16 protein-coding genes are annotated in these 22,163 nt (G+C 59.0%); 8 read left to right on the top strand and 8 right to left on the bottom strand.

Features of this window, described 5'->3' with window-relative positions:
• Nucleotides 1-4: 4 nt before the first annotated feature.
• The 4 genes from M0654_RS21005 to M0654_RS20990 all read right to left on the bottom strand — a co-directional run bounded on the left by M0654_RS21005 (nt 5) and on the right by M0654_RS20990 (nt 4,611).
• Nucleotides 5-1,003: a glycosyltransferase family 2 protein gene (locus M0654_RS21005; RefSeq protein WP_248684747.1), complete on the bottom strand. Its 999-nt coding sequence runs from the start codon at nt 1,001-1,003 to the stop codon at nt 5-7.
• Complete coding sequence (locus M0654_RS21000; RefSeq protein ID WP_248684746.1) at nt 1,000-1,782, bottom strand: hypothetical protein; 783 nt, start codon at nt 1,780-1,782, stop codon at nt 1,000-1,002. Before M0654_RS21000 ends, M0654_RS21005 begins: the two co-directional genes overlap by 4 nt.
• 61 nt (nt 1,783-1,843) lie before the next feature.
• Entirely contained in the window at nt 1,844-3,316 is a 1,473-nt protein-coding gene (locus M0654_RS20995; protein WP_248684745.1) for a GumC family protein, read from the bottom strand.
• A gap of 53 nt (nt 3,317-3,369) precedes the next feature.
• Nucleotides 3,370-4,611, bottom strand: a complete 1,242-nt coding sequence (locus tag M0654_RS20990) for a polysaccharide biosynthesis/export family protein (protein WP_248684744.1) — start codon at nt 4,609-4,611, stop codon at nt 3,370-3,372.
• Nucleotides 4,612-4,908: 297 nt separating this feature from the next.
• Here M0654_RS20990 and epsE point away from each other — a divergent pair, with 297 nt between their 5' ends.
• The 6 genes from epsE to M0654_RS20960 all read left to right on the top strand — a co-directional run bounded on the left by epsE (nt 4,909) and on the right by M0654_RS20960 (nt 11,105).
• Entirely contained in the window at nt 4,909-6,165 is a 1,257-nt protein-coding gene (gene epsE, locus M0654_RS20985; protein ID WP_118852830.1) for an exopolysaccharide biosynthesis GT4 family glycosyltransferase EpsE, read from the top strand.
• A gap of 120 nt (nt 6,166-6,285) precedes the next feature.
• Complete coding sequence (locus M0654_RS20980; protein ID WP_245450587.1) at nt 6,286-7,332, top strand: glycosyltransferase family 61 protein; 1,047 nt, start codon at nt 6,286-6,288, stop codon at nt 7,330-7,332.
• Nucleotides 7,329-7,949: a serine O-acetyltransferase gene (locus tag M0654_RS20975; protein WP_248684743.1), complete on the top strand. Its 621-nt coding sequence runs from the start codon at nt 7,329-7,331 to the stop codon at nt 7,947-7,949. The genes M0654_RS20980 and M0654_RS20975 overlap by 4 nt, the downstream gene beginning before the upstream one ends.
• Nucleotides 7,950-7,981: 32 nt before the next feature.
• Nucleotides 7,982-9,610: an AMP-binding protein gene (locus M0654_RS20970; protein WP_118851932.1), complete on the top strand. Its 1,629-nt coding sequence runs from the start codon at nt 7,982-7,984 to the stop codon at nt 9,608-9,610.
• On the top strand, nt 9,607-9,840 hold the full coding sequence (locus tag M0654_RS20965) for a phosphopantetheine-binding protein (protein ID WP_118851931.1): 234 nt from the start codon (nt 9,607-9,609) through the stop codon (nt 9,838-9,840). The genes M0654_RS20970 and M0654_RS20965 overlap by 4 nt, the downstream gene beginning before the upstream one ends.
• Nucleotides 9,840-11,105, top strand: a complete 1,266-nt coding sequence (locus M0654_RS20960; protein WP_248684742.1) for a type III PLP-dependent enzyme — start codon at nt 9,840-9,842, stop codon at nt 11,103-11,105. Before M0654_RS20965 ends, M0654_RS20960 begins: the two co-directional genes overlap by 1 nt.
• Here the strand turns inward: M0654_RS20960 and M0654_RS20955 are convergent.
• The gene (locus M0654_RS20955) at nt 11,099-12,538 is read right to left on the bottom strand and encodes an exopolysaccharide biosynthesis polyprenyl glycosylphosphotransferase (RefSeq protein WP_282571724.1); all 1,440 of its coding nucleotides are present in this window, start codon (nt 12,536-12,538) and stop codon (nt 11,099-11,101) included. The genes M0654_RS20960 and M0654_RS20955 overlap by 7 nt on opposite strands.
• 268 nt (nt 12,539-12,806) lie before the next feature.
• On the opposite strand from M0654_RS20955, the gene M0654_RS20950 reads away from it, so the two are divergent.
• On the top strand, nt 12,807-14,363 hold the full coding sequence (locus M0654_RS20950) for a GMC oxidoreductase (RefSeq protein ID WP_248684741.1): 1,557 nt from the start codon (nt 12,807-12,809) through the stop codon (nt 14,361-14,363).
• Between the two features lie 10 nt (nt 14,364-14,373).
• Here the strand turns inward: M0654_RS20950 and M0654_RS20945 are convergent, their stop codons facing one another.
• Complete coding sequence (locus M0654_RS20945; protein ID WP_248684740.1) at nt 14,374-15,573, bottom strand: glycosyltransferase family 2 protein; 1,200 nt, start codon at nt 15,571-15,573, stop codon at nt 14,374-14,376.
• 280 nt (nt 15,574-15,853) lie between these two features.
• On the opposite strand from M0654_RS20945, the gene M0654_RS20940 reads away from it, so the two are divergent.
• Nucleotides 15,854-16,657 carry a WecB/TagA/CpsF family glycosyltransferase gene (locus M0654_RS20940; RefSeq protein WP_248684739.1) on the top strand — a complete coding sequence of 268 codons (804 nt, stop codon included), beginning with the start codon at nt 15,854-15,856 and terminating at the stop codon, nt 16,655-16,657.
• A 4-nt stretch (nt 16,658-16,661) separates the two neighbouring features.
• Here M0654_RS20940 and M0654_RS20935 read toward each other — a convergent pair whose 3' ends face one another.
• Nucleotides 16,662-17,321, bottom strand: a complete 660-nt coding sequence (locus M0654_RS20935) for a 4'-phosphopantetheinyl transferase family protein (protein WP_248684738.1) — start codon at nt 17,319-17,321, stop codon at nt 16,662-16,664.
• A complete protein-coding gene (locus M0654_RS20930; protein ID WP_248684737.1) occupies nt 17,318-21,928 on the bottom strand; it encodes a MupA/Atu3671 family FMN-dependent luciferase-like monooxygenase in 4,611 nt (1,536 codons plus the stop codon). The genes M0654_RS20935 and M0654_RS20930 overlap by 4 nt, the downstream gene beginning before the upstream one ends.
• Between the last annotated feature and the right edge of the window lie 235 nt (nt 21,929-22,163).

Raw genomic sequence — 22,163 nt, 5'->3', positions numbered from 1 at the left:
GGCGTCACGGCGAAAGCCCACGCCTGCTGCCAAGGCCGACATGACGCAGGAAATCCAGCAGGAGGTGTGGCGGAAGGCCGCTCTGGCGGCGTTCGATGACCACCCTCAAGCGGAAAACAAGGTGGCCGCATAGCCACGCCAGATTTGCAAGGCTCGCGTAGAGCAAACCATGGTTCTTCAGGAAGTAAAGGTTGCGAGACTGGAACCAGTAGGGCGGGCGCCGTGCCGGACGCGTGTACCGAGTGACACCGGTAGCCTGACCCACAAGGTGAACCACCCGGCTCTGCGGCACATGCCAGCACGACCAGCCGGCGCGGGCAGCGCGAAGACAGAAATCGGTTTCCTCAAAATAGAGGAAAAAGCGATCGTCCAGAAGCCCGACATCATGTAGAAGGTCGGAACGCATGATCATGCATGCCCCGGAGACCCAGTCGATGCGCGAGGGCTTCTGCGGCATCTCCGGCACCACCCGCCAGCGGTCGAGGAGGCGAGTGATGGGACCAAGCTTCGCCTCACCCTCGAATTCGTTGGAGATGGATGGAAAGCGGAATGCGCATGCTTGCTTGCGCCCGTCCGGGTGTTCAAGGCTGCTTCCGGCAATCCCGGCTCTCGGCTCGTTATCCATGAAACCGACGAGCATGATGATGCTCATCGGGCGGGCGACAGTATCCGGATTGAGCAGAAGGACATAGTCGGGATCCCCAAAACGCTCTGCGGCGTATTCGATGCCCCGGTTGTTGCCATAGGCGAAGCCGCCGTTCTCCTGGAGCGCCAGGCAGGCCATGTTCGTCCAACCGTTTTCGTCGATGGCAGAGGCAATACGCTGCGCAGATCCGTCGCCCGAGCCTCCGTCAACGACGATCACGCAGGTACCGTCAGGTACGGTGGCCGGCGCGGCAAGGGATGCAAGGCAGTCGACGGTCAAGTCCGCAGTGCGGTAGTTGACGATGATGATCGCCAGTCTCCACCGGTTGTTTGTCCCGTCATTGCGCTGGTTGGTCACAGCCCATGCCTCCGCGTGTTGTTCAACACCACCTGCATCAACTTATCGGAATTCACGTAGGTTCGGGCCGTTTCTAGCTCAGATAGCCTGGATTTTCCCACTGCCACGACAAGCACCGTCGTGTCCGACATGTCCAGGAAGGGAATGACCTCATCGGAATTCAGCATCGGCGGCAGGTCGAAAACGACATAAGTGGGCTTGAGCGACTGGCGGTTCGCTATTACCTGAGAGGTCATTCGGATCAGGTCGTCGGGAAGCGGTTGCCGTCCGCCGCCCCAAGCCGCCCGCAGAAACATCAATTGTACGCCGCGGATGTCTATCCTGGTTATCCACCCGTGCAGGGGATCTTCATATGACGGCTCAGGTGCTAAGCCGAGCACGCGCCCGACACCCGGATCTCTGGCGTTGGCGTCAACAAGCAGAACGTTCGCACCTGGCACTCGAGCGAGGCTGAGCGCCAGGTTGACCGCCGTAACGGTCGTACCGCATCCACTGGTCGGCGCACTGACGGAGATGACGCGAGCGTCGAGTTCTTTCCGGCCGGCGATCAAATGGTTGCGCAAGACGTCATAGGCATGCGTAATTGGGCTGGTGCTATCGAAGGCGATGATGCGATTTCCGTAGAGGAAAGTCGGGGACAATGGATCCGAATGGAGCGAGACCGGGGCGTCGGCGCAATTGAAATTGCCCACCCTCAGGCTGCTCAACATCGGAAGTCCCTCGACATCCAGCCGATCCGCCAGCTTCCCACGAAGCGCTATGTTCTTGATGATTTCCATGAAATCCTGCCCACCCCAATAAAGCACCCAAGCAACGACGCGTATGGCACTGGATCCTTTGTCAGGGCGGCGCGGCCGATCCGAGGCCGTCCCTAAATTCCCTCCGCTTGCGTCGCTTCGGGGACCAGCGCGGGATGACCACCAACGTGTGCCCCGACAGCGTGTACGAAAGATCAAACGTTCCTCGGATCGTGCGATCTAACAGATGGGCCGCGAAGACCGCGGTTCCGCCAGCCGCCGCTGCGGCCGATAACACGGCAAGAGCCATATGGATCTTTCTCGGACCTGCCGGATATCTTGGAACTTCAGGCTCTTCGACAAGCTCGATTTGAAGGGCGGCATCACCGACTTCTAGGCGCTCACCGAGAAGCGCAACGTCCAGTTTGCCCTTGATGTCGTCCATCGTACGCTGCAGAGACGCCTTCTCGGCGTCGTGCGCATGGGTCTGCGCCTCTACCTCGGGCGAACGTGCGATGACCATCCGCAGCTCAGTGATCCGCTGGGCAAGGCCGCTGCGGTAGTTCATCGATTGCTCTCGCCTCGGCTTTGCCTCGGCAATTCTTTCGGCGATAAGCATCAACTCCGGTGAAAGGACCATATGCTCTCCCGGACTGGAAGCCTCCGCGCGGGTCTGCTGGCGCGACGCAATCAGCGCCTTCATGTCATCAAGCCGCTGACTCAATGCGCGGACTTGCGGATGCGATGGAGAATAGATAAGCGTCTTGGCTGCGAGGTCGACCTCGATCTGATTGAGCTGGGTGTTCAGCCGCGTCCCTTCGCCGTTGCGCTCCGCGCCCATCCGAAGCTGTGCCTCATGTAGACGAAGCTCCTCATTGAGCGTGGCGATCTCTCGATCGATGAGGCTTATTTCCTGCTCCTTTGACTGCAGTTCAACCAGGAGAGCAGGGATACGAGCAGGATGAGCGTCACTGTTTTCCTCGGCATACCGGTTCCAGACGGCTTCACGTTCTTTGTACTTGGCCACTGCCGTCTGGTACTCACGCTCGAAGAAGCGCGTCGTTTCGGAGGCACGCGCAACTCGCATCCGCCGACTTTCTTCCAAGATCTCCGAGACGAGATGCGAGACCACCCGGGCGGCAATAACAGGATCCGTGTGCTTGTACCCGATGCGGATCGATCCGGAATTACCCGCTAGATCGGAGTTTTCCGCAAACTGGATGTTCAGCGCGATCTGGTTCCGGACCAGTCCGGCGAGTTGGCTCTTGGTGAAGCCACCTCGCAATTGAGGAAAGAGGTTGAAGCGTTCTTCGAGATCCAGAAGGTTCTTTCTTGACAGGACGCGTTGCTCCACAAATTCAAGCCGATCATTGGCAACCGTCGGCGACGCCAGATTTATCGGTATCTGCTGGAACTGCATCCGCATCAGTGCTTCCGACTGGTAAACCTTGGGCATCGAGAGAACGAAGTAACCGCCGACCAAGACAGTCAGAACGATGGGCACGATCGCGACCAATGGCTTCGCGAGGGCGATCTCGAGGTAGTAGACGATGTTGCGGAGAACCTCATTGATCATGGTGAGCCTCAAGTCCGCGAAGTGCCGAGGTGTCTGTCATCTTATCGCTCCTCTCACTGGCCCATCTCGAACAGGCGTGCGACAGGGGAGGGCTCGGACGGTCCTGCAGGCATCACAGGCTCGCGCAGGCTGTCCCCGTAAACCACCCTCAGGAGGTCACCTGCGAGAACTGGCGTCGTCTCGAAAGCCGGAATTTCCTGCGTTTCACCCTCGACAAAGCGCACGATGTTGTAATGGAGAACGCGCGTTTGCCTTTGCTGCACCAACGCTGCGTTCTGGCCGTAGACGCTCATGATCCGTGTCCCATCCGCGAGTTGAGCGGCAACATCGTCCTGTTCAAGGCGCGCCGCATTGAGCTCCACCAGCAACTGCGTACGGCGCTCCTGGCGGATGCTTTCGTAGCGTGCGACTTCGGCGATCCTGTCCCGTTCGGCCATACTCATCTCGGATTGAAGGCGGCTGATCTGGCCTTCAAGCTCGGCGACAACGCCCTCCTGAACCCACTGCTGCGAGCTTTCTGCGCCGCCCTTCGCGACCAAATTGGCAATGCTCTGCAGCCTCCGCCGCGCAAGCTCCACGCGCTTGGACAAACTCTCGGTCTGTTCGCGCAGCGCCGCCGCCGTTCGCTCCAGCAGGTCATTCGCCTCGGTTTGGGCCCGCTCGGCAAGATCAAGTGCTTCCATGCGTGAGTTGAGCATGGTCTGTTCGCGTTGCAGAGCCGGCGATGCGGCAAGAGCTTCAGGCTTCGCCAGCGACCGCTCGCCCCGTATCTCCGCCTCAAGCCTGACGATGCGGGCTCTCAGGTCGTCGAGACGGGCTTGCGATTGTTCGACCTGCCGGCCAACCAGGATCGACCGGTCCTGATCTGCCGGCAGCAGGGCGGTCCGGTAGATGCCTCCCGCGACGCTGATGCAGTGGAGAACCGTCATATTGGGTCGATAGGGGTACTCACCCGGCGTTACGACTTCCCCTGTGACGTAGATGAGAGGCTGGTGCGGAGAGTTCGGGCGGAGCATCAAAGTGAGATTCGGCTTGTCGTTGAAGTAGACTTTCAGCCGATCCAGCAACTGGGCCTCGAGCTCCTGAAGAGACAGGCCTTCACCCTTCAGGTGTCCTGCAAGCGGAACCGAAAGCCAGCCGTCCGGTGCAATGACTATGTCACGCGTAAGATCGGGCTCCTGCGCGATCCAAAGCTGCATCGTATCGCCGGGCTTCAGCTTGTAAGTCGTCTGAGCTGCTGCACCGCCCAGCGGCAGGCACATCAAGAGCCCCGCGAGACCCGCCATCCCACGCATATTCATCCCCCTGTAACATCCGATCCCCACCCATATCTCGGGCAGGAGCGGGATCATCCTACAGCTGCCCGCGTGTCCTGCGAACGAACCACAAAGAGGTAGCGGAGCGTGTCGGGGAGTAGCCCAAAGGGGTGATACCGGGGGCATCGCCGTCCTTCGGATGATGCCAATGCACCAATGGGAAACTTGTGGCCCCGCCAAACATGACGGCGGTCTAGTGAGCGACGTGCAGGACGATGACACACCACCCGACGTGGATCGAAGGCTGGCGCATCGAGATCGATGGATACTTACATCATGCCCAAGCGCATCGGCTTTCTCATTCCTGAGTTTCCAGGTCAGACGCACATTTTCCTGTGGCGGGAGCACAACGCTCTGCGCGAACTGGATGTCGAGGCGGAGTTCGTTTCTACATCCCGGCCTCCGACTGCGATATCCTCGCATGCATGGGCCGATGAAGCGCGAAACGCGACGGCCTATCTCCTCCCGATCAACGTCTCGGACGCATTTCTGGCTCTCTGGGACATCGCACTGGCCGGGCCGGCCAGACTTGTCAAGGCTCTGACTGCGGTAGTTGGGGCAGAAGCCCGGTTTCCGTTGGGCCATCTAAGGATGCTCGGGATACTTCTGGTCGCGGGGAAACTGATCCGCCTGGCGCGGCGGCACAAGTGGTCTCACATCCACGTTCATTCCTGTGGGGATGCCGCCAATGTTGCCATGTTCGGTTCCCTTCTTTCGGATATTCCCTACAGCCTCACGCTTCATGGACCTACTTTGGAAGGTTACGGCCCGAACCAGCCGTTGAAGTGGAAACACGCGGCCTTCGCCACAGTGATTTCCGGCCGGCTCTACAGCGATGTGGCGATGAGGCTTAGGGGTTCTGTTCCCAAAGAAATTTCAGTTGCGCCGATGGGCGTTGATCTATCCCAAATCCAGCGAAACCATCCCTACACTCCTTGGAAACCGGGACAGCCATGCCGGATCTTCACCTGTGGTCGGCTCAATCCCGTCAAGGGGCACGACATACTTCTCCAGACCGTCGACATTCTCCGCAAGCGAGGGATTGACACCCGCCTGCAAATCGCCGGCGAAGACGAGCAAGGTGGGAGCGGGTACCGAAAAGATCTGGAAGAACTCATCGCTGTGAAAGGACTGGGTGAGAGCGTCGAGCTCTTGGGCGCCGTCTCGGAGACACGGGTGCGGCAAGCGCTGGAAGAGGCGCATGTGTTCGCGCTCGCAAGTCTTAACGAGGGAATATCCGTCGCCATCATGGAAGCCATGGCGATGGAGATGCCGGTCGTCGTCACCGATGTAGGCGGAAACAACGAACTAATTCACCACAGGATGGACGCGATCCTGGTGAGACCCGAGCGCCCGAACGAGATGGCCGATGCCATAGAGGACGTCCTTTACAACCGTGAACTTGCTGAGCGGCTGCGTGCTGCTTCACGCGCAAAGATCTCTGCCAGGTTTCATCACCGGATCAGCGCCCAGGCACTGGCATCGCTGTTGACCCGATGTCAGCCAGCGGCTCATCTACATCGAAAGGGGTAGCGCCATAACTCAAAGGCTACGGCGAAACCGCGGACGACTATGCGATGATCTGCTCCTGGGTTCGGCTCGACGAGAACGCAAGACGCTCTCCGAGAGCCGGAGACTCTTGGGGAGACTGGGGTGCTGTCTTTTTCGCCAATCGTTCATTCGTTCCGTAAAGCTGCTGGAATGCCTTCACTTGATATAGAGGCGGCGGCTACTGAGGACTGGACCATTGCTCCGGCAACGAAACGGTTCATCCGCCCTGCGAAATTCCTTCCGCACCACCTCGACAGGATCAAGGGCACAGAGTTCGGCTCCGTTCCAGAGATACTGAAAGGCTTTCGCGGGAATTACGAGACGACGCAGGAAGCGACGGTCGGCTACAGGTTGAAGAATGTCGACCTGATCGACGGTGTACTTTACGGCGAGAAGTCATCGCGTAGCCTGAAGCCCCGGCGGCGCAGGCTGCCGATCTACTTTCGCCCACAGGCGTCAGCGAAAGGTGCCTTATTTGAAAGCTGGGTCGGTAATCGATGGTTCGGCAACTGGCTCGCGGACGACTGCCTGACCTATTCCCTGGCCGATGAGTACGGGACCCCCATCACCACGCGACCGATCACCCGTGGCCACGAGCCTCAATATGCCCGCAAGCTAGAACTGAAACCGGTCTATGTTCGAGATGTCCATTTCGAAGAACTGATCGTTTTCAGGGACAGGGGGCACAATCCCAGCAAGAAAAAACGGGCTGATGCTGTTCGCGAGAAGCTGATCGCTTCCAGCCCGACCGCTCCCAGGCATCCTGGCGTATTCATCCTGAGAGGGACGAGGGGGGATCATAGGGTTCTGTCGAACGAGACGCAGATCGCCGACCGCTTTGCTTGCCAATACGGCTTTCGGATGATCGATCCGTTGGCCTGTTCGGTCGATGACATCGTTCAAGCCTGTGCTGGGGCGCGCATTGTTGCCGGTGTCGAAGGGAGCCATCTTGTTCATGGTATTTCGGTCATGCCTCAGGACGCGACCTTGTTCGTCTTGCAACCCGCCGATCGGGTGGTTTCCTTCCTCAAGGTTCTCACGGATCGGCAGGGTCAAACCTATGCCTTTGTCATAGGCGAAGGAACCAGCGACAATTTCCAGGTCGCCTGGGTGGACATCGAGCGAACCCTAGACATGGTGTTTTCATGAAGACTCGACTTCGCTTCCTCAATCCCCAGGCGACGAGAGTGCGACCGCACGAGGACGTCGGTGGGCATGCCGTCCAGGCTTCCTTCTGGGCCTGTGTCCGCGGGGACTACCGTCGGCATGGGAGCAGGGTTTTCAATGCGGGCTTCATGGCCCTATTCATCTACCGCTTCGGGCGGTGGGCTGACGAGCGGCGGATGCCCTTATCCAGAATTGCCACGCGACGGGCTTATGGCCTGATCCACGTCATCATCTCGACCCTGCACCGCGTCTGGATACCGTCCGAGGCCACGCTGGGAGAGGGTTTCCACATTATCCATGTGGAAGGCTCGATCTCCATCCATCCGGCCGTCGTGATCGGGAAACGGTGCGGCATCATGCACAACGTTACCATCGGCACGAACATGACCGCCGGAGCGCCAAAGATCGGTGACGACGTCTTCATCGGGGTGAATTCCTGCATCCTGGGCGACATCCGCATCGGCGACCGGGTCCGCATCGGGGCGAATACGGCAGTGACGACGGATGTACCGTCGGACTCAATCGTCGTCGGCTCCCCGGCAAAGATCTATCCGCGTCTCGGGCCGTTTCTCCGGGAGCGAAGTCTTGATGATGCTTGAGCCAAAGCCAAGGGCACTTCTGGAGCGAGACGATGAACGCGCAGACCACCAATTTCTATCAGCTACTCGCTGACAACCTTGGCCTGAGACCCGGCAAGCCAGCCATTATCGATGGGCCTCGAGTCACAAGCTACGCGTCGCTTTCGAACCAAGTCGATCGCCTTGCGGGTTACCTTCAGGACCGGAGTATTCGGCCGGGAGACCGCGTCCTGGTGCATCTTCGGAAAAGCATCTCCGAAGTTGCTGCCATGTTCGCGGTTGCAAAAATCGGCGGCGTGATCGTCAATGTGAGCACGCAATGGACCGTCGATCAGCTCGCCTATGTCGCTGAAGACTGCGGTGCAAGGCTGATGATCGTTGAGCCTCGCGCTGCAGAGGCGCTGGCCGCGCGCAAGCTGCCTTCGGGCGTGGAGAGTGTTCTGGTGAGAGGCAGCATCCCAGGCATTCCTCAGTTCGACCGCTGGGAAGACGTGCCTTCCCACCTCGACGGCGACGAAGTTTTCCGCCTGGAAACCGATCTTGCGATGATCATCTATACCTCGGGTTCCACCGGCATGCCGAAGGGTGTGATGCTGACCCATCGTAATATCGTTTCGGGTGCCCGTTCCGTCTCTCGATATCTTGGCTTACGGGAGGACGACCGCCTTCTGAGTGTTTTGCCTTACAGCTTCGATTATGGGCTGAACCAGTTGACGACGATGATGCTGATGGGTGGAACAATCGTGCATCAGGCGGTTCCCTTGGCGGCCGAGATTATCATGGCGATGCGCAAATACAGGGTCACAGGCTTGGCGGCCGTACCGCCCTTGTGGGGCCAGATCGTGCGGCAGTTGAGGGAAACCCGTGTCGATTTTCCAAGCCTGCGGCGTATCACAAATTCCGGCGGGAAGATCCCGCTTAACATCCTGCAGCAGTTGCCCCAAGTGTTTCCCGAAGCGGAAGTTTTCCTTATGTACGGTCTCACAGAGGCCTTTCGATCAACTTATCTTCCTCCCGAGAAGTTCGTTCGCAAGATGGGCTGCATCGGTCGCGCCATTCCTGGAAACGAAGTCTATGTGATCAAGCATGGAGAAGGGGTGGCTCGGGCCGGCGAACAGGGAGAACTTGTACATCGTGGCCCGCTGGTGAGCCTCGGCTATTGGGGAAAGCCGGACGCGACGGAGCAGAAGATCCGGCCATGCCCTGAGCTGTGGCATCTCATTGGTGATGAACCCGTCGTCTATAGCGGGGATATCGTCCGCATCGATGACGACGGCGATCTGTGGTTTGTCGGGCGCAACGACGCGCTTATCAAGACCAGCGGCTTTCGCGTAAGCCCCGATGAGGTCGAGGACCTTGTCTGCCGAAGCGGAGTCGTCGCCGAGGCGGTTGCTTTCGGCGTGGATGACGATGACCTCGGTCAGTCGATACATGTCGCGGTCACCGGTGTCGGGACGATCGATGAGGAGGCGCTCCTTCGGTACTGCCGGCAAACGATGCCGTCCTACATGGTCCCTCGGAAATTCCATGTCTGGCGAGAAACGATGCCACGCACCTCAAGCGGGAAGATTGCGCGGCCGGAGGTCGTTAGGGCTACGCGAGCTTGGATGCATCTTGGGGATGTTCCCCGTCAAACGGCTTCCAGAACAGAAACCGGCGAAACACGCGAGGCAACCGCATGATACTCACGCAAGGCAAATTGATGGACTATCTGCGGGATACGTTGAACCTCAACCAAGCAGACAGCGATAGCGAGCTCTTTTCTTCCGGTCTCCTGGATTCGGTGTCCATGGTGAACCTTCTCGCATTCATCGAGCAGTCGACAGGCATGGCTATCCGGGCGGAGGACGTGACGCTCGAGAATTTCGATACGCCATCCAGAATTTTGCGCTTCGCCGAAGCGTCCACCTGATGGAGATTCCGTCCTCCGTCGATATGTGGTTAGAAAGCGCCGCGGCGTCATTCGGCACGCCGTCCTACGTCTATTTTATGCCGCTTATCGAGAACCGCGTGTCTCAGTTGAGGCGCGCCTTCGGACGGCGCTTTGCCTTGAGCTTCGCTGCAAAGTCCAATCCCAATCCCGCAATCCTGGCCTTCATGAAGGACCACGTCGAATACCTCGACGTATCCTCGATCGGGGAGTTGCGAAGCGCCGTCTCGGCGGGCTGGCAGCCGTTACGGATCAGCTTCACCGGACCGGGTAAGCGCGATGCCGAAATTCGCGAAGCAGTCGAGGTCGGGATAGGAGAGCTCATCCTCGAGTCCGTCCGAGAGGCGGTCCTGGCGGATAAATTCGCAGCGGAACTTGGGCGAGTGCAGCGCGTCCTCATCCGAGTAGCTCCTACGAGTGTGCCCAAAGGTTTCGGAGATCAGATGGCCGGCCGCCCTTCGGCCTTCGGCATCGATTGGGAAGATAGCCCTCGGGACATACGGGTGATCGCGGCTCTCAAGAACCTTCACGTCGTCGGGATTCATATCTATTCCGGTACGCAGTGCCTGAAGCCGGATGCGCTCTGTGAAAACTACCGCGGCTTCCTGACTATCTTCAGGGAGATCTATGCCGGCACGCTTCCGAAGCCGGAGAAGCTCGTCTTGGGTTCCGGACTTGGTATTCCCTATCACGATCAGGATGTTCCGCTGGATCTGGAAGCCGTTGCCTCCGGTATTTCCGCAGAAATCGACAGCTTCTGCTCACTTCCACAATTCGCCGGCACTCAGCTTGTACTTGAACTCGGACGATATCTCGTGGGAGAAGCCGGTTACTTTTTGACGAAGATCGTTTCCATCAAGACATCACGGGGCACGAAGATCGGCATCTGCGATGGTGGCATGAACAATCATCTGCCGGCGTCAGGCCACTTCGGTATGGTGATGCACCGCAACTACCGGATGCATAAGGTGAGCGCGGGAGCACGTCCTGGTGATGTCGAGACGGTGAACCTGGTCGGCCCCCTCTGCACATCTATCGACAAGCTCGCAGTCGGCGTCGCGCTCCCGAGCCTTGAGGAGGGGGATGTCATCGCGATAAACAACAGCGGTGCCTATGGGCTCACCGCCAGTCCTATTCACTTCATCAGCCACGCGCCGCCAAGGGAAATTCTGGTGGAGGCATCTGGCATCCGGGACGTTACCTTCATCAGTGACCTGCCGGTGACGGCGCGCCCGGCAGATCAATAGACCTTGCCGAAATCGCAGATCTGAAGCGCAGTGCGGAAGACGATCTTCAAATCCAGCCAAAACGACCAGTTGTTGATGTACCAGAGGTCATGGAAGATGCGCTGCTCCATCTTCTCGATGTCTGGCGTCTCTCCACGGCAGTTGTTGATCTGTGCCCAACCCGTCAAACCCGGCTTCACATGCCTGCGGTAGGCATATTTGACGATCTGGGCGTCGTAGAGCTCGTCATGGGCCAGCGCGTGCGGCCGTGGTCCCACTGTCGACATGTCGCCCCGCAGGACGTTCCAGAACTGCGGCAGCTCGTCTATGCTCGCGGCTCGGATAATTGCGCCCACACGTGTGACCCGCCGATCATTCCGTGTCGCCTGGCGGATGTCGTCTCCATCTTCCATGACGCTCATGCTTCGAAATTTAAGGATGCGGAAGCTGCGCCCACCATAACCCCTTCGAGTCTGCTTGAAGAGGATTGGTCCGGGAGAGTCGAGTTTGATAGCGACAGCAACGACCAGAAGCAGCGGAAAAAGAGACAGGAGCGCCGCAAGGGAGAACGCGATGTCGAAGGCCCGTTTAATGCCGCGCTCATAGGCGTTGAGCGGTGGGCGCTGTGTCTGAAATGCCGTCATGCCGCCAATCTTGCCGCTTGGTGTATTTGTGAGCCTGCCGAGGACGCCGTCGAAGATGACGTTGACCGGAAGCGCCGAGCGTCTCAGTTCTGCAAGATGAAGTTCCAGGTTGGCCACGTTGGCGCCTTGCCAGATGATGAATACCTCATCAAACCGCTCCGCCTGGCTTTGCCTCAAGCGCTCCATGGCGCTCGGTGGAAGCGACCCATCCTCTGAAAGGCGGATGGTCTGCGCCAACGTCATCCCGCTTGCGGCGGCCAAGTGTCGCCATTGCTCAATGGAGAAGTCCTGACCGCACAAGAGCAGGACCCGCTTCCTCTTGAAGGATGCGGATGCTGCAGCCGACGGGAGGTACCAATTCCAGAAAACGCGGAGGGCAACGAGACTGCAGACGGAAAGAGCGGCCGTCATTAAGGTGCCGCCGCGAGAATAGGCGTCCCCAATCTTCAGGAAGAATATTACGGTCAGCAAGAACGCGAGCGTGCTGGCAATGAGGACGCAGGTAAGACGTATCTGCTGCCGAATAAGCTGGATGTTCTCCGGCTTGTATGCCTGAACGCTGTGCATACCGAGAACGAAGATCGTTGACAGAACGAGCCCGATGCCAAGCACGGGGGACGGATCGGCGGCAGAGCGAAAGGCAAGGTATTCGTAGCCGCTGTAGCCGGCCAGGCTGGCCAGCAGCAGAGCTATAAAATCCATGCAGGCTGCGACATAGGCAATGCTGCGGTATTCGAGACCGCGCGTTCGCCCGATGTCCTCATAACTGATTGAATGGTCTTCAATTTCCGTCTGGATTGGTGTTATCATGACGACGACCCTTGCCCATCAGGAAGAGTAATATTGCGGGCATCCGGCAGCAACGTTGTCGTCGTACGTCTTATGGCTGGAGTAGGTTCGCATCCTCGAACCTAGTTCGAAAGATAGATAGCAAAATTTAACGGTTCGCTGAACTTAAGGGTGAGGCAGGCTAATTGATCTGCCTATTGCGGCCATGCAGTATCGTCACGCGACCGTGAAGAATCGGTGATGCCGATCTGGACGGAGCGCATTCGTCCCTCAGTCTCATGGTGATGTTATGGAGTTCGAGTCTGACGTCGCCATCATCGGCGCCGGTATGGGTGGAGCAGCGGTTGGCTACATGCTGGCCAAGGCGGGCTACCGCACCATTTTCCTGGAAAAAGGGCTTGCCGAGTTCGTCGAAAGCGAACCGGACGATCCAGACAGCCACGATCAGAGCCAAAGGCTGAGAAACGGGCGCTGGCCCGAGCAGATCTGCGGAAAGGTCAACGCTAAATTGGTTCGGTTCTTTCCAGCGCTCGGCTGCGGTGCCGGTGGGTCTACGCTCCTTTATGCAGCTGCTTTGGAGCGGCTTTCACCGCAGGATTTTCAGGCTGTCGATAAGGACGGCAGCGCGGCTTGGCCAATCAGCTACAATCAGCTGGAGCCTTTTTACCAGATGGCGGAGCGCCTGCTGCACGTCAGCGGCACCCAGGATCCGCTGCAGCCGGATGCGGAGGTAAACGACCCTCCGGAAATGACCGAATGCGACCGTCACTTCTTCAGCTCCACTCGGTCCAACGGCATGCACCCATACCGGGTGCACACCGCCTGCAAGTACATCAAGGGCTGCGGGCCATGCGGCGGGTCCATCTGCCACAAGTCCTGCAAGCAGGACGCACGCAGAGCGTTCATCGAACCGGCGCTGGCGACAGGTCGGGTAACGCTTGTCGATCAGTGCGTTGTTGAGCGACTGAATGCGGACCGTAACGGGATCAAGGAACTGCATTGCACGAGGAATGGCGAAGCGATCAAGGTCACTGCCAAATTATATGTTCTGGCTGCGGGCGCGCTCTCCACTCCGCTCCTTCTTTTGAAGTCAAGGAACGATCACTGGCCGAACGGTCTGGCGAATTCCTCGGATCTCGTCGGTCGCAATCTCATGTTCCACGCCTCGGACTTCTTCGCCGTTTGGCCCCGTGGCCGCACCCGCGTCTCCTCGCCTGGGAAGTCGATCGCGTTTCGCGACTTCTACGTGCATCGCGGCGTGAAGCTTGGCGTCATACAATCGACCGGTCTGGCTGCGACTGCGGGCAATGCGCTGCACTTTCTGAAGTCGCTTATCGATCGAAAAGGGATCAACTGGTTGAAGCCATTCAAGCCGCTGATGCGCGTTCCGGCGGGCATCGGGGTGTTCCTCTATGGCAAAGCAACCATCTTTGCATCGATCATCGAGGATCGCCCCTATCCGGACAACAGGGTGAAACCCCACCCGGATGAGCCGGATACGATCTACTTCGAGTATACGATCCACGACGAGCTTCGCGAAAGGGTTCAGCGGTTTCGTGATCTCTACCGCTCGGCCTTCAAGCGCCACCGAATGATGCTGCTCGGGTCCGATATCAGTCTCAATTATGGACACGCCTGCGGAACCTGCCGTTTTGGTTACGATCGATCAACCGCGGTGTTGGACAGCAACAACCGCGCCCATGACGTTCCCAACCTTTACGTCGTCGACGGGTCATTCTTCCCGACGAGCGGTGGTGCGAACCCGAGCCTCACCATTGCAGCCAATGCTCTGAGGGTCGGTGCCTATATGGCGACTGAGCTAAACGCACTCTCTCAACTTGCGTGAGATGCAGCTATCAGACGTCTGCCGGTCCAGCGCGATCGGTCCTTATCCAGACCGATCCGCCAGGGCGCAGAACCCGAAGAGGGACACGCGCGACTTTCCATGCAGCGTATGCCGGAATTTCGCGGAGAGATCTTACCGGGAGAATCTGGCGTCCATGCTGGTACCACGCTGCCGTGACGGAACCGAAAAACAGGACGGCGGCGAAAACGGCAATCGCGTGCGGGATCAGATTTCCGCCCAAACTTGCTATCAGTCCCGTCGCGGCAAGGACAGCGACAAGCATGGCAGCAAGAAGAGAAAGCGGTGGCACCAATGCATCCACGAGCAAGGCGAGATACTCCCTGTTCTGAAACGTCTTGGGCTTGAGCAGGGCTCGCAGTAGCGACGACGTCATCCCGGCGCGCCCGTCATCCCATCGAGACGCCTGAACCTTCAACGCCTTCTGTGAGTACGGGAAAGTGCTCCGTACGACAGCCGCATCGCAAAACTGGGGAGCATAACCCGCCTCTGCGAGATCAAGTCCGAGCTTCATGTCTTCAACGAGGTGCCCGGTGGCCAGATCCATGTCTTGAAGCAACGGCCAAGGAAAGGCCATGCCGGATCCGGTCAGCTGGACGGGAAACCCAAGCTTTGTCAGCCCCAGGCACCGGATCCGGTTCTTCAACAGGAAAGCAAATTCGGAAACTGCCAGCCCCGCGCCGGTATTCGGCGGCGCGACCATGAGATAACGCGACTGCACCGGCCTTTGCCAAGTTTCCGTCATACGGGCGAGCGTGTCGATCGCGCCTGCTTCGAGCACGCAGTCGGCGTCGACAACCACAACGATTTCCCGTGGATCAGCCGCGAGATATCGAACGCCGGCATCAATCGCGTATCCCTTGCCCCGAAGCATCTGGTTACGACGTTGCACCACCTCTGCCCCGGCCTCTCTCGCCAGCAGAGCGGTATCATCGCTGCAGTTGTCGGCCACGACGACAAGCCGATCGCCGCTCTGCAGCTGGCTCAGGATGTTTCGGATGGTGGCAGTGATTTGCATCTCTTCGTTGTGAGCGGGAACTAGGACGGCGATTGCCGGTCGCTGAGCGTCGAAATCTGGATCTTTTCTGGTGCCGAAACTCCCGGCGAAACACTCGGCCGCCAAGACGATCACGGGGAGCAATAGAGGAATCGCGAGGAACAACGCGACGGAATCCAGCAGAAACTGCACCATGATAATCGGCCTCCCGACATTGTCTTGCGAGCATCATAGCCGAAAGGCGAACGCGCCGAATCCACCTGCTCTACACCGTTCGACGGCTTGCTGGATCATCCCTTTTCCTAGAGCAGGAAATGCGCGTTAAACCAACATCATCACTTATGATGCAACGCGCACGATTGAGCGGCAGGCCTGGATGCCTGTACCATTAAGGCAGCGTAATCAATTGTTTAACGGAACAGGCGTGCCAACCGGATAGTATTCGGGTGGTGCCGTAGGTATGGGGGCAGTGGCTATGGCAATCATCGAAACGTCAGCGGTTCGGTCGGATCATGTCGGCGGGCCAAGTCAGCGCAAATACTTCCTCGGATCTCCCTTCGATCCCGTCCCGGCGGAAAGGGTCCTGGGTCTCCTCGCGAACCCGGCAGCCGCCGCGATGGGGTTCCGCTACATTGTGACGCCCAATGTGGATCATGTCGTGAGGATGGGCCGAAACATTGACATCAAGCGGTTCTATCGCCAGGCTTGGTTTTCCGTTTGTGACAGCCGTCCGATTGCCATGCTGGCGAGACTGGTATTCTTGAAGCTGCCTGTCGTCACGGGCTCCGACCTTACCGTGAGCCTGTTCAAATCGGTGATCCGAGACGGTGACCTCATTACGCTCATCGCGTCCCAGGAGGCTGTCGTTCACGATCTACGGGAGCGTTACCCGAATGTGCGGTTCCGGGCCTATCTTCCGCCACAAGGTATCTGGGACAATCCGGAAGCCATGCAAGCCTGTATTGATTTCGCGGCGCGTGCTGAGGCTCGCTTCGTCTTCATCGCCGTCGGCTCCCCTCAGTCGGAGAAAATCGCGTACGAGTTGTCGCGCCACCCGGATGCGCGCGGCATCGGTCTCTGCATTGGGGCATCCTTAGAGTTTCTCGTCGGTGTGAAGAAGCGTGCTCCGTTGTGGATGCAGCGTGCCGGACTTGAGTGGGTGCACCGGATGGCGAGCGACCCGCGCAGGCTTTGGCGGCGCTACGCATACGCTGTTCTACCGCTGGCCAGCCTTTTTCTTGAAGAGCTCGCCAGCCGTCCGAAACCAAAGTCGCCGTGAGTACTTACTTTCCGATCGTCATGCTCGAGACGATATAGCCTTCGCGGAAGGCCAGACGACCGTCAAGGCGGTCGCGGAGCCTGAATGGCGGAATATCCGTCTCGAAAATCGAGTAGAATCGTTCTTCGGCAAGATCGAATTCGACGCGGATGGCGTGGAAGCCGAAGAAGGTGTGGCTCATGGAATACTGGCACTTATACGTACATTCCTTGGCGCTGAAGAAGGCCGTCAGCAAAAGCCCTCGCTGATCTGCCGGCTGCGTTTCGAGCCACAGGCGTTCAGCCGGGCTGCAAATCTCCTCGCTCAGATAAACGTCAAGCGGCGTGGCCTCCTCCACATCGATTCCAAGCGCGAAGATGCCATCGGAATGCCGACCGACGACAGCCGCGCAGCGGGTCTTGGAGTGGCTGATACTGCCCGCCATGCCTTGCGGCCAGACCGGTGCGCGATCTGCGCCCACCGGGATCGGCTGGCTCGCGATACCCAGGCTGCTCATGGCCCGGCGCGCGCAGGTGCGACCGGCAACGAATTCTCTTTGCCGGCGCTTCATGGCGCGCGACATCGCGGCCTGCTCTTCGGGGAAAAGCGGGGCGACCCGAGCGGCCAGGGCCGTCTCCGCGACGGATGCGGCGCCGTTGAACATGCCGTGGAAGAGCCCGATCAAACCTCCGTCTCCAGGCGGAGCGTCGGACGCCGTTCGATTGCGCTCCGTCGAAGCGCGGCCCGTTCCGCGGCGCGCGTCAGCTGGATATCGGTCTTGCCTCTATCGGAGACGTGATCGGCAAGCGACGCCACCGTCGGGAAGCGGAACAGGTCGGTGATCGTCAGGTCAGGAGAGAGCTTCGCCTTCAATTCGCGATGAAGCTGCACTGCCAGCAGCGAATGCCCGCCGAGTGCGAAGAAGTTGTCGAAGATGCCGACCTTCTCAAGCCCGAGCGCGCTGGCAAACAACGTGCTGATCTCGCGCTGCAGGTTATTGGAGGGCTCGATGAAACTGACGATCGGGGTCGGATTCTTCTCCGATGGCGCCGGTAGCCGGTTGCGATCCACCTTGGCATTCGGCGTCAGTGGAAAAGCGTCCATCGTGACGAAATGCGATGGAACCATAACATCGGGGAGCGTTTCCAGGATGTGGCGCCGCAAGTCTTTGTCGCTGATTGGCGCACCGTCCGTCCTGAGGTAGGCGACCAGGCTCAAATTTCCGGGGCCGTCTTTGCGAGGCACGACGACCGTCTCGCGCACGCCCGCAAAAGCGCTGATGCGTGCTTCGATCTCGCCGAGCTCGATCCGGTGGCCGCGGATCTTGATCTGGTGGTCCGTCCGTCCCAGGAAATGGAGAACGCCCTCTTCATCGAAGCGCGCCAGGTCGCCGGTTCGATACATTCGACCAGCCTCGAACGGGTTCGCGACAAAGCGTTCTCTTGTGAGTTGTTCGCGATCGAAGTAACCGCGCGCGACGCCATCCCCGCCAATGAAGAGTTCGCCGATATTGCCTGGGGGCACCGGCCGCAAGCCTGCGTCCAGGACGTACATCTGGGTATTGGCGATAGGGCGGCCGATCGGTACGACAGGCTTCGGGGTATTGGCGGTGAACGTCGACGACCAGATGGTCGTTTCCGTCGGCCCATACATGTTCTCGATCGCGGCATCAGTTGCACCGCGCAGCGCAGCCAGAAGCGAACCCTGAAGCGCTTCACCGCCGAGGAAGAGATGCCTGATCTGACCCAACGCGGCACGATCGGCATCCGACATCATGAACATGTGCGCCATGGAGGGCGTGCATTGCAGGTGCGTGACCTTATGCTTGTGGACCTCGTCGGCGAAGCTTCGGGCCGGCTCGTCGGGTGCGGAGCTCTTGCTCGCGGCCACGACCTCCGCCAGAAACGGCAGGCGCGCCATCACCACATCATCAGCCAGGCCGAAATCGATAAGGCAGGCAATCTCGTCAACCCCCGCAGCCTTCACCTCTTCGAGCCGCTCGAGCGCGTCTTCAACGGTTCCGAAGAGACCGCTGTCCTCAAAATAGCGAAGAAACGCAAATTCGAGGATAGCTTCCAGCTCCTCGGCATCCAGTGACTGGAGGTCGATCTCCATCGGGTTCGAGACACCGTGTGGCTTCTTGAAGGCAGGGAAGGCCCATGCATACTGCTTGATAAGAGCAGCCGCGCTGCGGAGGTATTCCTTCATGGGCGCACGCGCCAAGTCCCGGACCGCATCGCGATTTTCGCCCAGCAGCGTGTGGAGCATCAAGGTGACCTTGTAGTCCTCGGGGTCGCGGCCTGTCTCCTTCAGCGTCTCCCGGTAGACGCGGATCTTCTCGCTCAGTTCAGCTATTGATTGGCCCAGCAGATGGGTGAGCACGTTGGCGCCATGCCGTGCGGCCTCACGATAGCTCTCCGGATTGCCTGCGGTGGTCAACCAGACCGGAAGTTCGCTCTGGACGGGCCGCGGCTGTGTTACCACGGGGACGGTGCCGGCACCCAAGTCGAATTCGACGCTTTCGCCACGCCAGAGGCTGCGAACAACCTCAATGTCACGCATGAGGCTTGCCTTGTTCCTGGGCGGGGCATTTTCTGGGCGAAGCACAAAGTCCTCAGGCATCCAGCCGGACGCGAAAGCGAGGGCAACCCTGCCGTTGCTCAGGTTGTCGATGACGGCCCATTCCTCCGCAACGCGTGCGGGATGGTGAAGCGGCAGGACGCAACTGCCGGCGCGGATCGAAAGGTTTGACGTGACTGCGGCGACGGCAGCTCCGGTGACGGCAGGATTGGGATAAGGACCACCGAAAGCGTGGAAATGACGCTCCGGCGTCCATAGCGCGTCGAAGCCGTTTGCGTCGGCAAACTTCGCCCCCTCAAGCAACAACCGGTACTTTTCCGGTCCAGCCGCACCGTCATTGCCCCAGTAAAACAGCCCGAAACCAAGATCAGTCGGTCTCGCACCGCGTTTGCCGGCAGTCTTCGCTTCCAGAACTTCGGAGGCGTGGATGACGACCTTGAAGCCGCGGGCCAAGGTCCAGAAGAGTTCAAGGACGGAGATGTCGAAGGACAGGCTTGTGACCGCCAGCCATACGTTTTGCGTATCTTCCATCTTTCCGACACGTTCGTCCATCCCGACGAAGAAATTGACGACGTTGCGATGTTCGATCATCACCCCCTTGGGCAGGCCGGTGGAGCCGGACGTGTAGATGACATAGGCGAGGTTCTTCGGCTTGACATTTCCGGCAAGCCGGCCGGTACCCTTCGGATTCCGCAGGATGTCGTTGACGCAGAGAAAGCGGACATCTGAAAGAAGGGACGAGGTTCTTAGGCCTCCTGCTGTAAGCACGAGCTTTGCGCGGCTATCCTTGATCATAAAAGCGAGCCGGTCGGCAGGAAAACTCGGATCAAGAGGAATATAGGCGCCGCCCGCCTTCATGATTGCCAGAGCGCCCACGACGAGCTCGAGCGAGCGCGGAAGATAAAGACCGACAGTCACATCCGGGCCGACGCCTTCCGCAACCAGCGCCTTAGCCAGGCAGTTCGCCTGTTCGTCGAGCTGACGATAAGTCAGGCTGCGACCACGAAACGCAACTGCCTCCGCATCGGGTGTGCGATCGACCTGTGCCTCGATCAGCGTGTGGATGCAGGTCGTCTTGTCGTAGCTCCGGCCGGTGTCGTTCCATCCGTATAGAACCGTGTTCTCGTCTGCCGCGGACATGAGAGGAAGGTCCTCAAGCACGTTGCAGGTCGTTGCGAATGCAGATGCAAGGACGTTGAAGGCCGAGGCCAGGCTTCGCGCCTGCGCCTCATCGATGCGTTTCCGGTCAAACATGAGATCTGAGCCGTTTTCGCCGAATGCAAATGTCAATGCGCAGCCTTCGATCATATCCTTGCTCACCTCATTCCGCATTTCGCGGATGCCGACTGCCAGCGGCGACTTCTGGAGGCCAGGGATACGATCGACAAGATCGCTGCAGTAGGCTTGGCACGTGCGAAGCCGCACCATGGTTTGATTGACGTGAGCCACAAGCTCGTCGGCATTCTGCAGCGTGCCCAGGTCCATCCGCAGCGGAAGAGCTTCGGCGAAATAGCCCGGATGACGTTGGCAAAGATCGTCCAGCGCGTCGTCCGCATAAGCAATGTCGAACGAGCGCTGGCCAGTCTGGCGGAGCAGGAGCGCGGCGACAAGAGCGGCGCGATCTTGTTTGGCAATGTGATCCGGGATGTTCAGCGGTATGGCACGAACATCGGGTCGTTGTTCGGATGCCAATTCTCCAATGGGTAGTTGAACGTCGATGCGCCCTTCTAACGCTCGTCGAAAGACACCTTCATGCCGTGCACAACGAGCGACTGCATCGTCGAGAGCAGGCGTCTCGCTCTGATCGAGAAGCGGAAGGCGATCACCCGGATATACGACTGAGGAAAGCTTGGTCTGGATCGATGCGTTCTTCTGCTCGGCATCGAGGAGTACGGGCTTGTCTGCCGTTCCGACCGTCACGCCATGAGCGCCGACCGACAACACCAGCCCCGGCTCGGCCTCCATCTCGGCATCGAGGATCCGGAAATGAGAGATCGTGTAGACGCTGGAGCCGAAGCGAAGCTTGGGCTTGGCGAGAGGGTTTTCATAAGCATCGCCGAAATCAAGCCCACGAACCAGTTGCGACAGTTCCTTGGCCGGCTTGGCGAAATCGAGCGTTGCGGCGGCAGTCGGGCGTTTCTGCTTTTCGTAATAGGCACGGGTGGAGAAATCCTGCCGGCGCGGCTTCAGGTCATCATGCTCGATGTGATCCAGAAGCGTTGCGAAGGTTGATATCCCTGCATCCAGGCACTTGGTGTTCAGCGTCAGCGCCGTTTCGTCATCGTTGATCGCGAGAAGGGTTTGGGCATAGATGTCCCCCTCATCGATGCCCTGGGTGATGGCATGCCAGGTGACACCATGATCTTTGTGCCCTTCGATGATTGCCCAGGCGGGTGTGTTCAGGCCGGCCATCTGCGGCAACGGACCATCATGAAAATTGGCGGCACCTAGTCGGGCGTTTCTCCAAACCGCCTCCGGCAGCAGACGCAGGTTTGCAATGCTGAAGAGCCAGTCATACGTTAAATTCGACAAGGCGTGCGCATAATCATCGTCTGCGTTTAGGACGGAAATGCCGCTCTCGGACGACCATTTCTGCACTTGTGGGTTCGAGGTCACGACAGCAACAATCTGAAAGCCGCGCGCTGCCAAGACATCGGCGCACTGGATAAGCAGCGTTCCACCGCCAACAAGAACGCAGTTGATCGTACCCATTGAACATCCCCCGTATGGATTCGAACTCCTTCGATAGAACCGGCGCGTGGGAGGATTTTCAACATATGCAGCCCCATCCAACTGGATGAACGCCCGTACGCCTGAAAAAGGAGGTGGGATGACCTCTCCACCCTATGGATGACCGCCACTTCCAACAGACGAGTTGCGAGCGCGCTTCAGGCCGCAGCACACTGAAAGCTGCGGGCCGTGCTCGCGACCATTCAGGGGGACATGA

Source organism: Neorhizobium turbinariae, from assembly GCF_023223505.1.
Lineage (GTDB): Bacteria > Pseudomonadota > Alphaproteobacteria > Rhizobiales > Rhizobiaceae > Neorhizobium > Neorhizobium turbinariae.
This window is presented reverse-complemented; position numbering and strand designations above follow the sequence as displayed.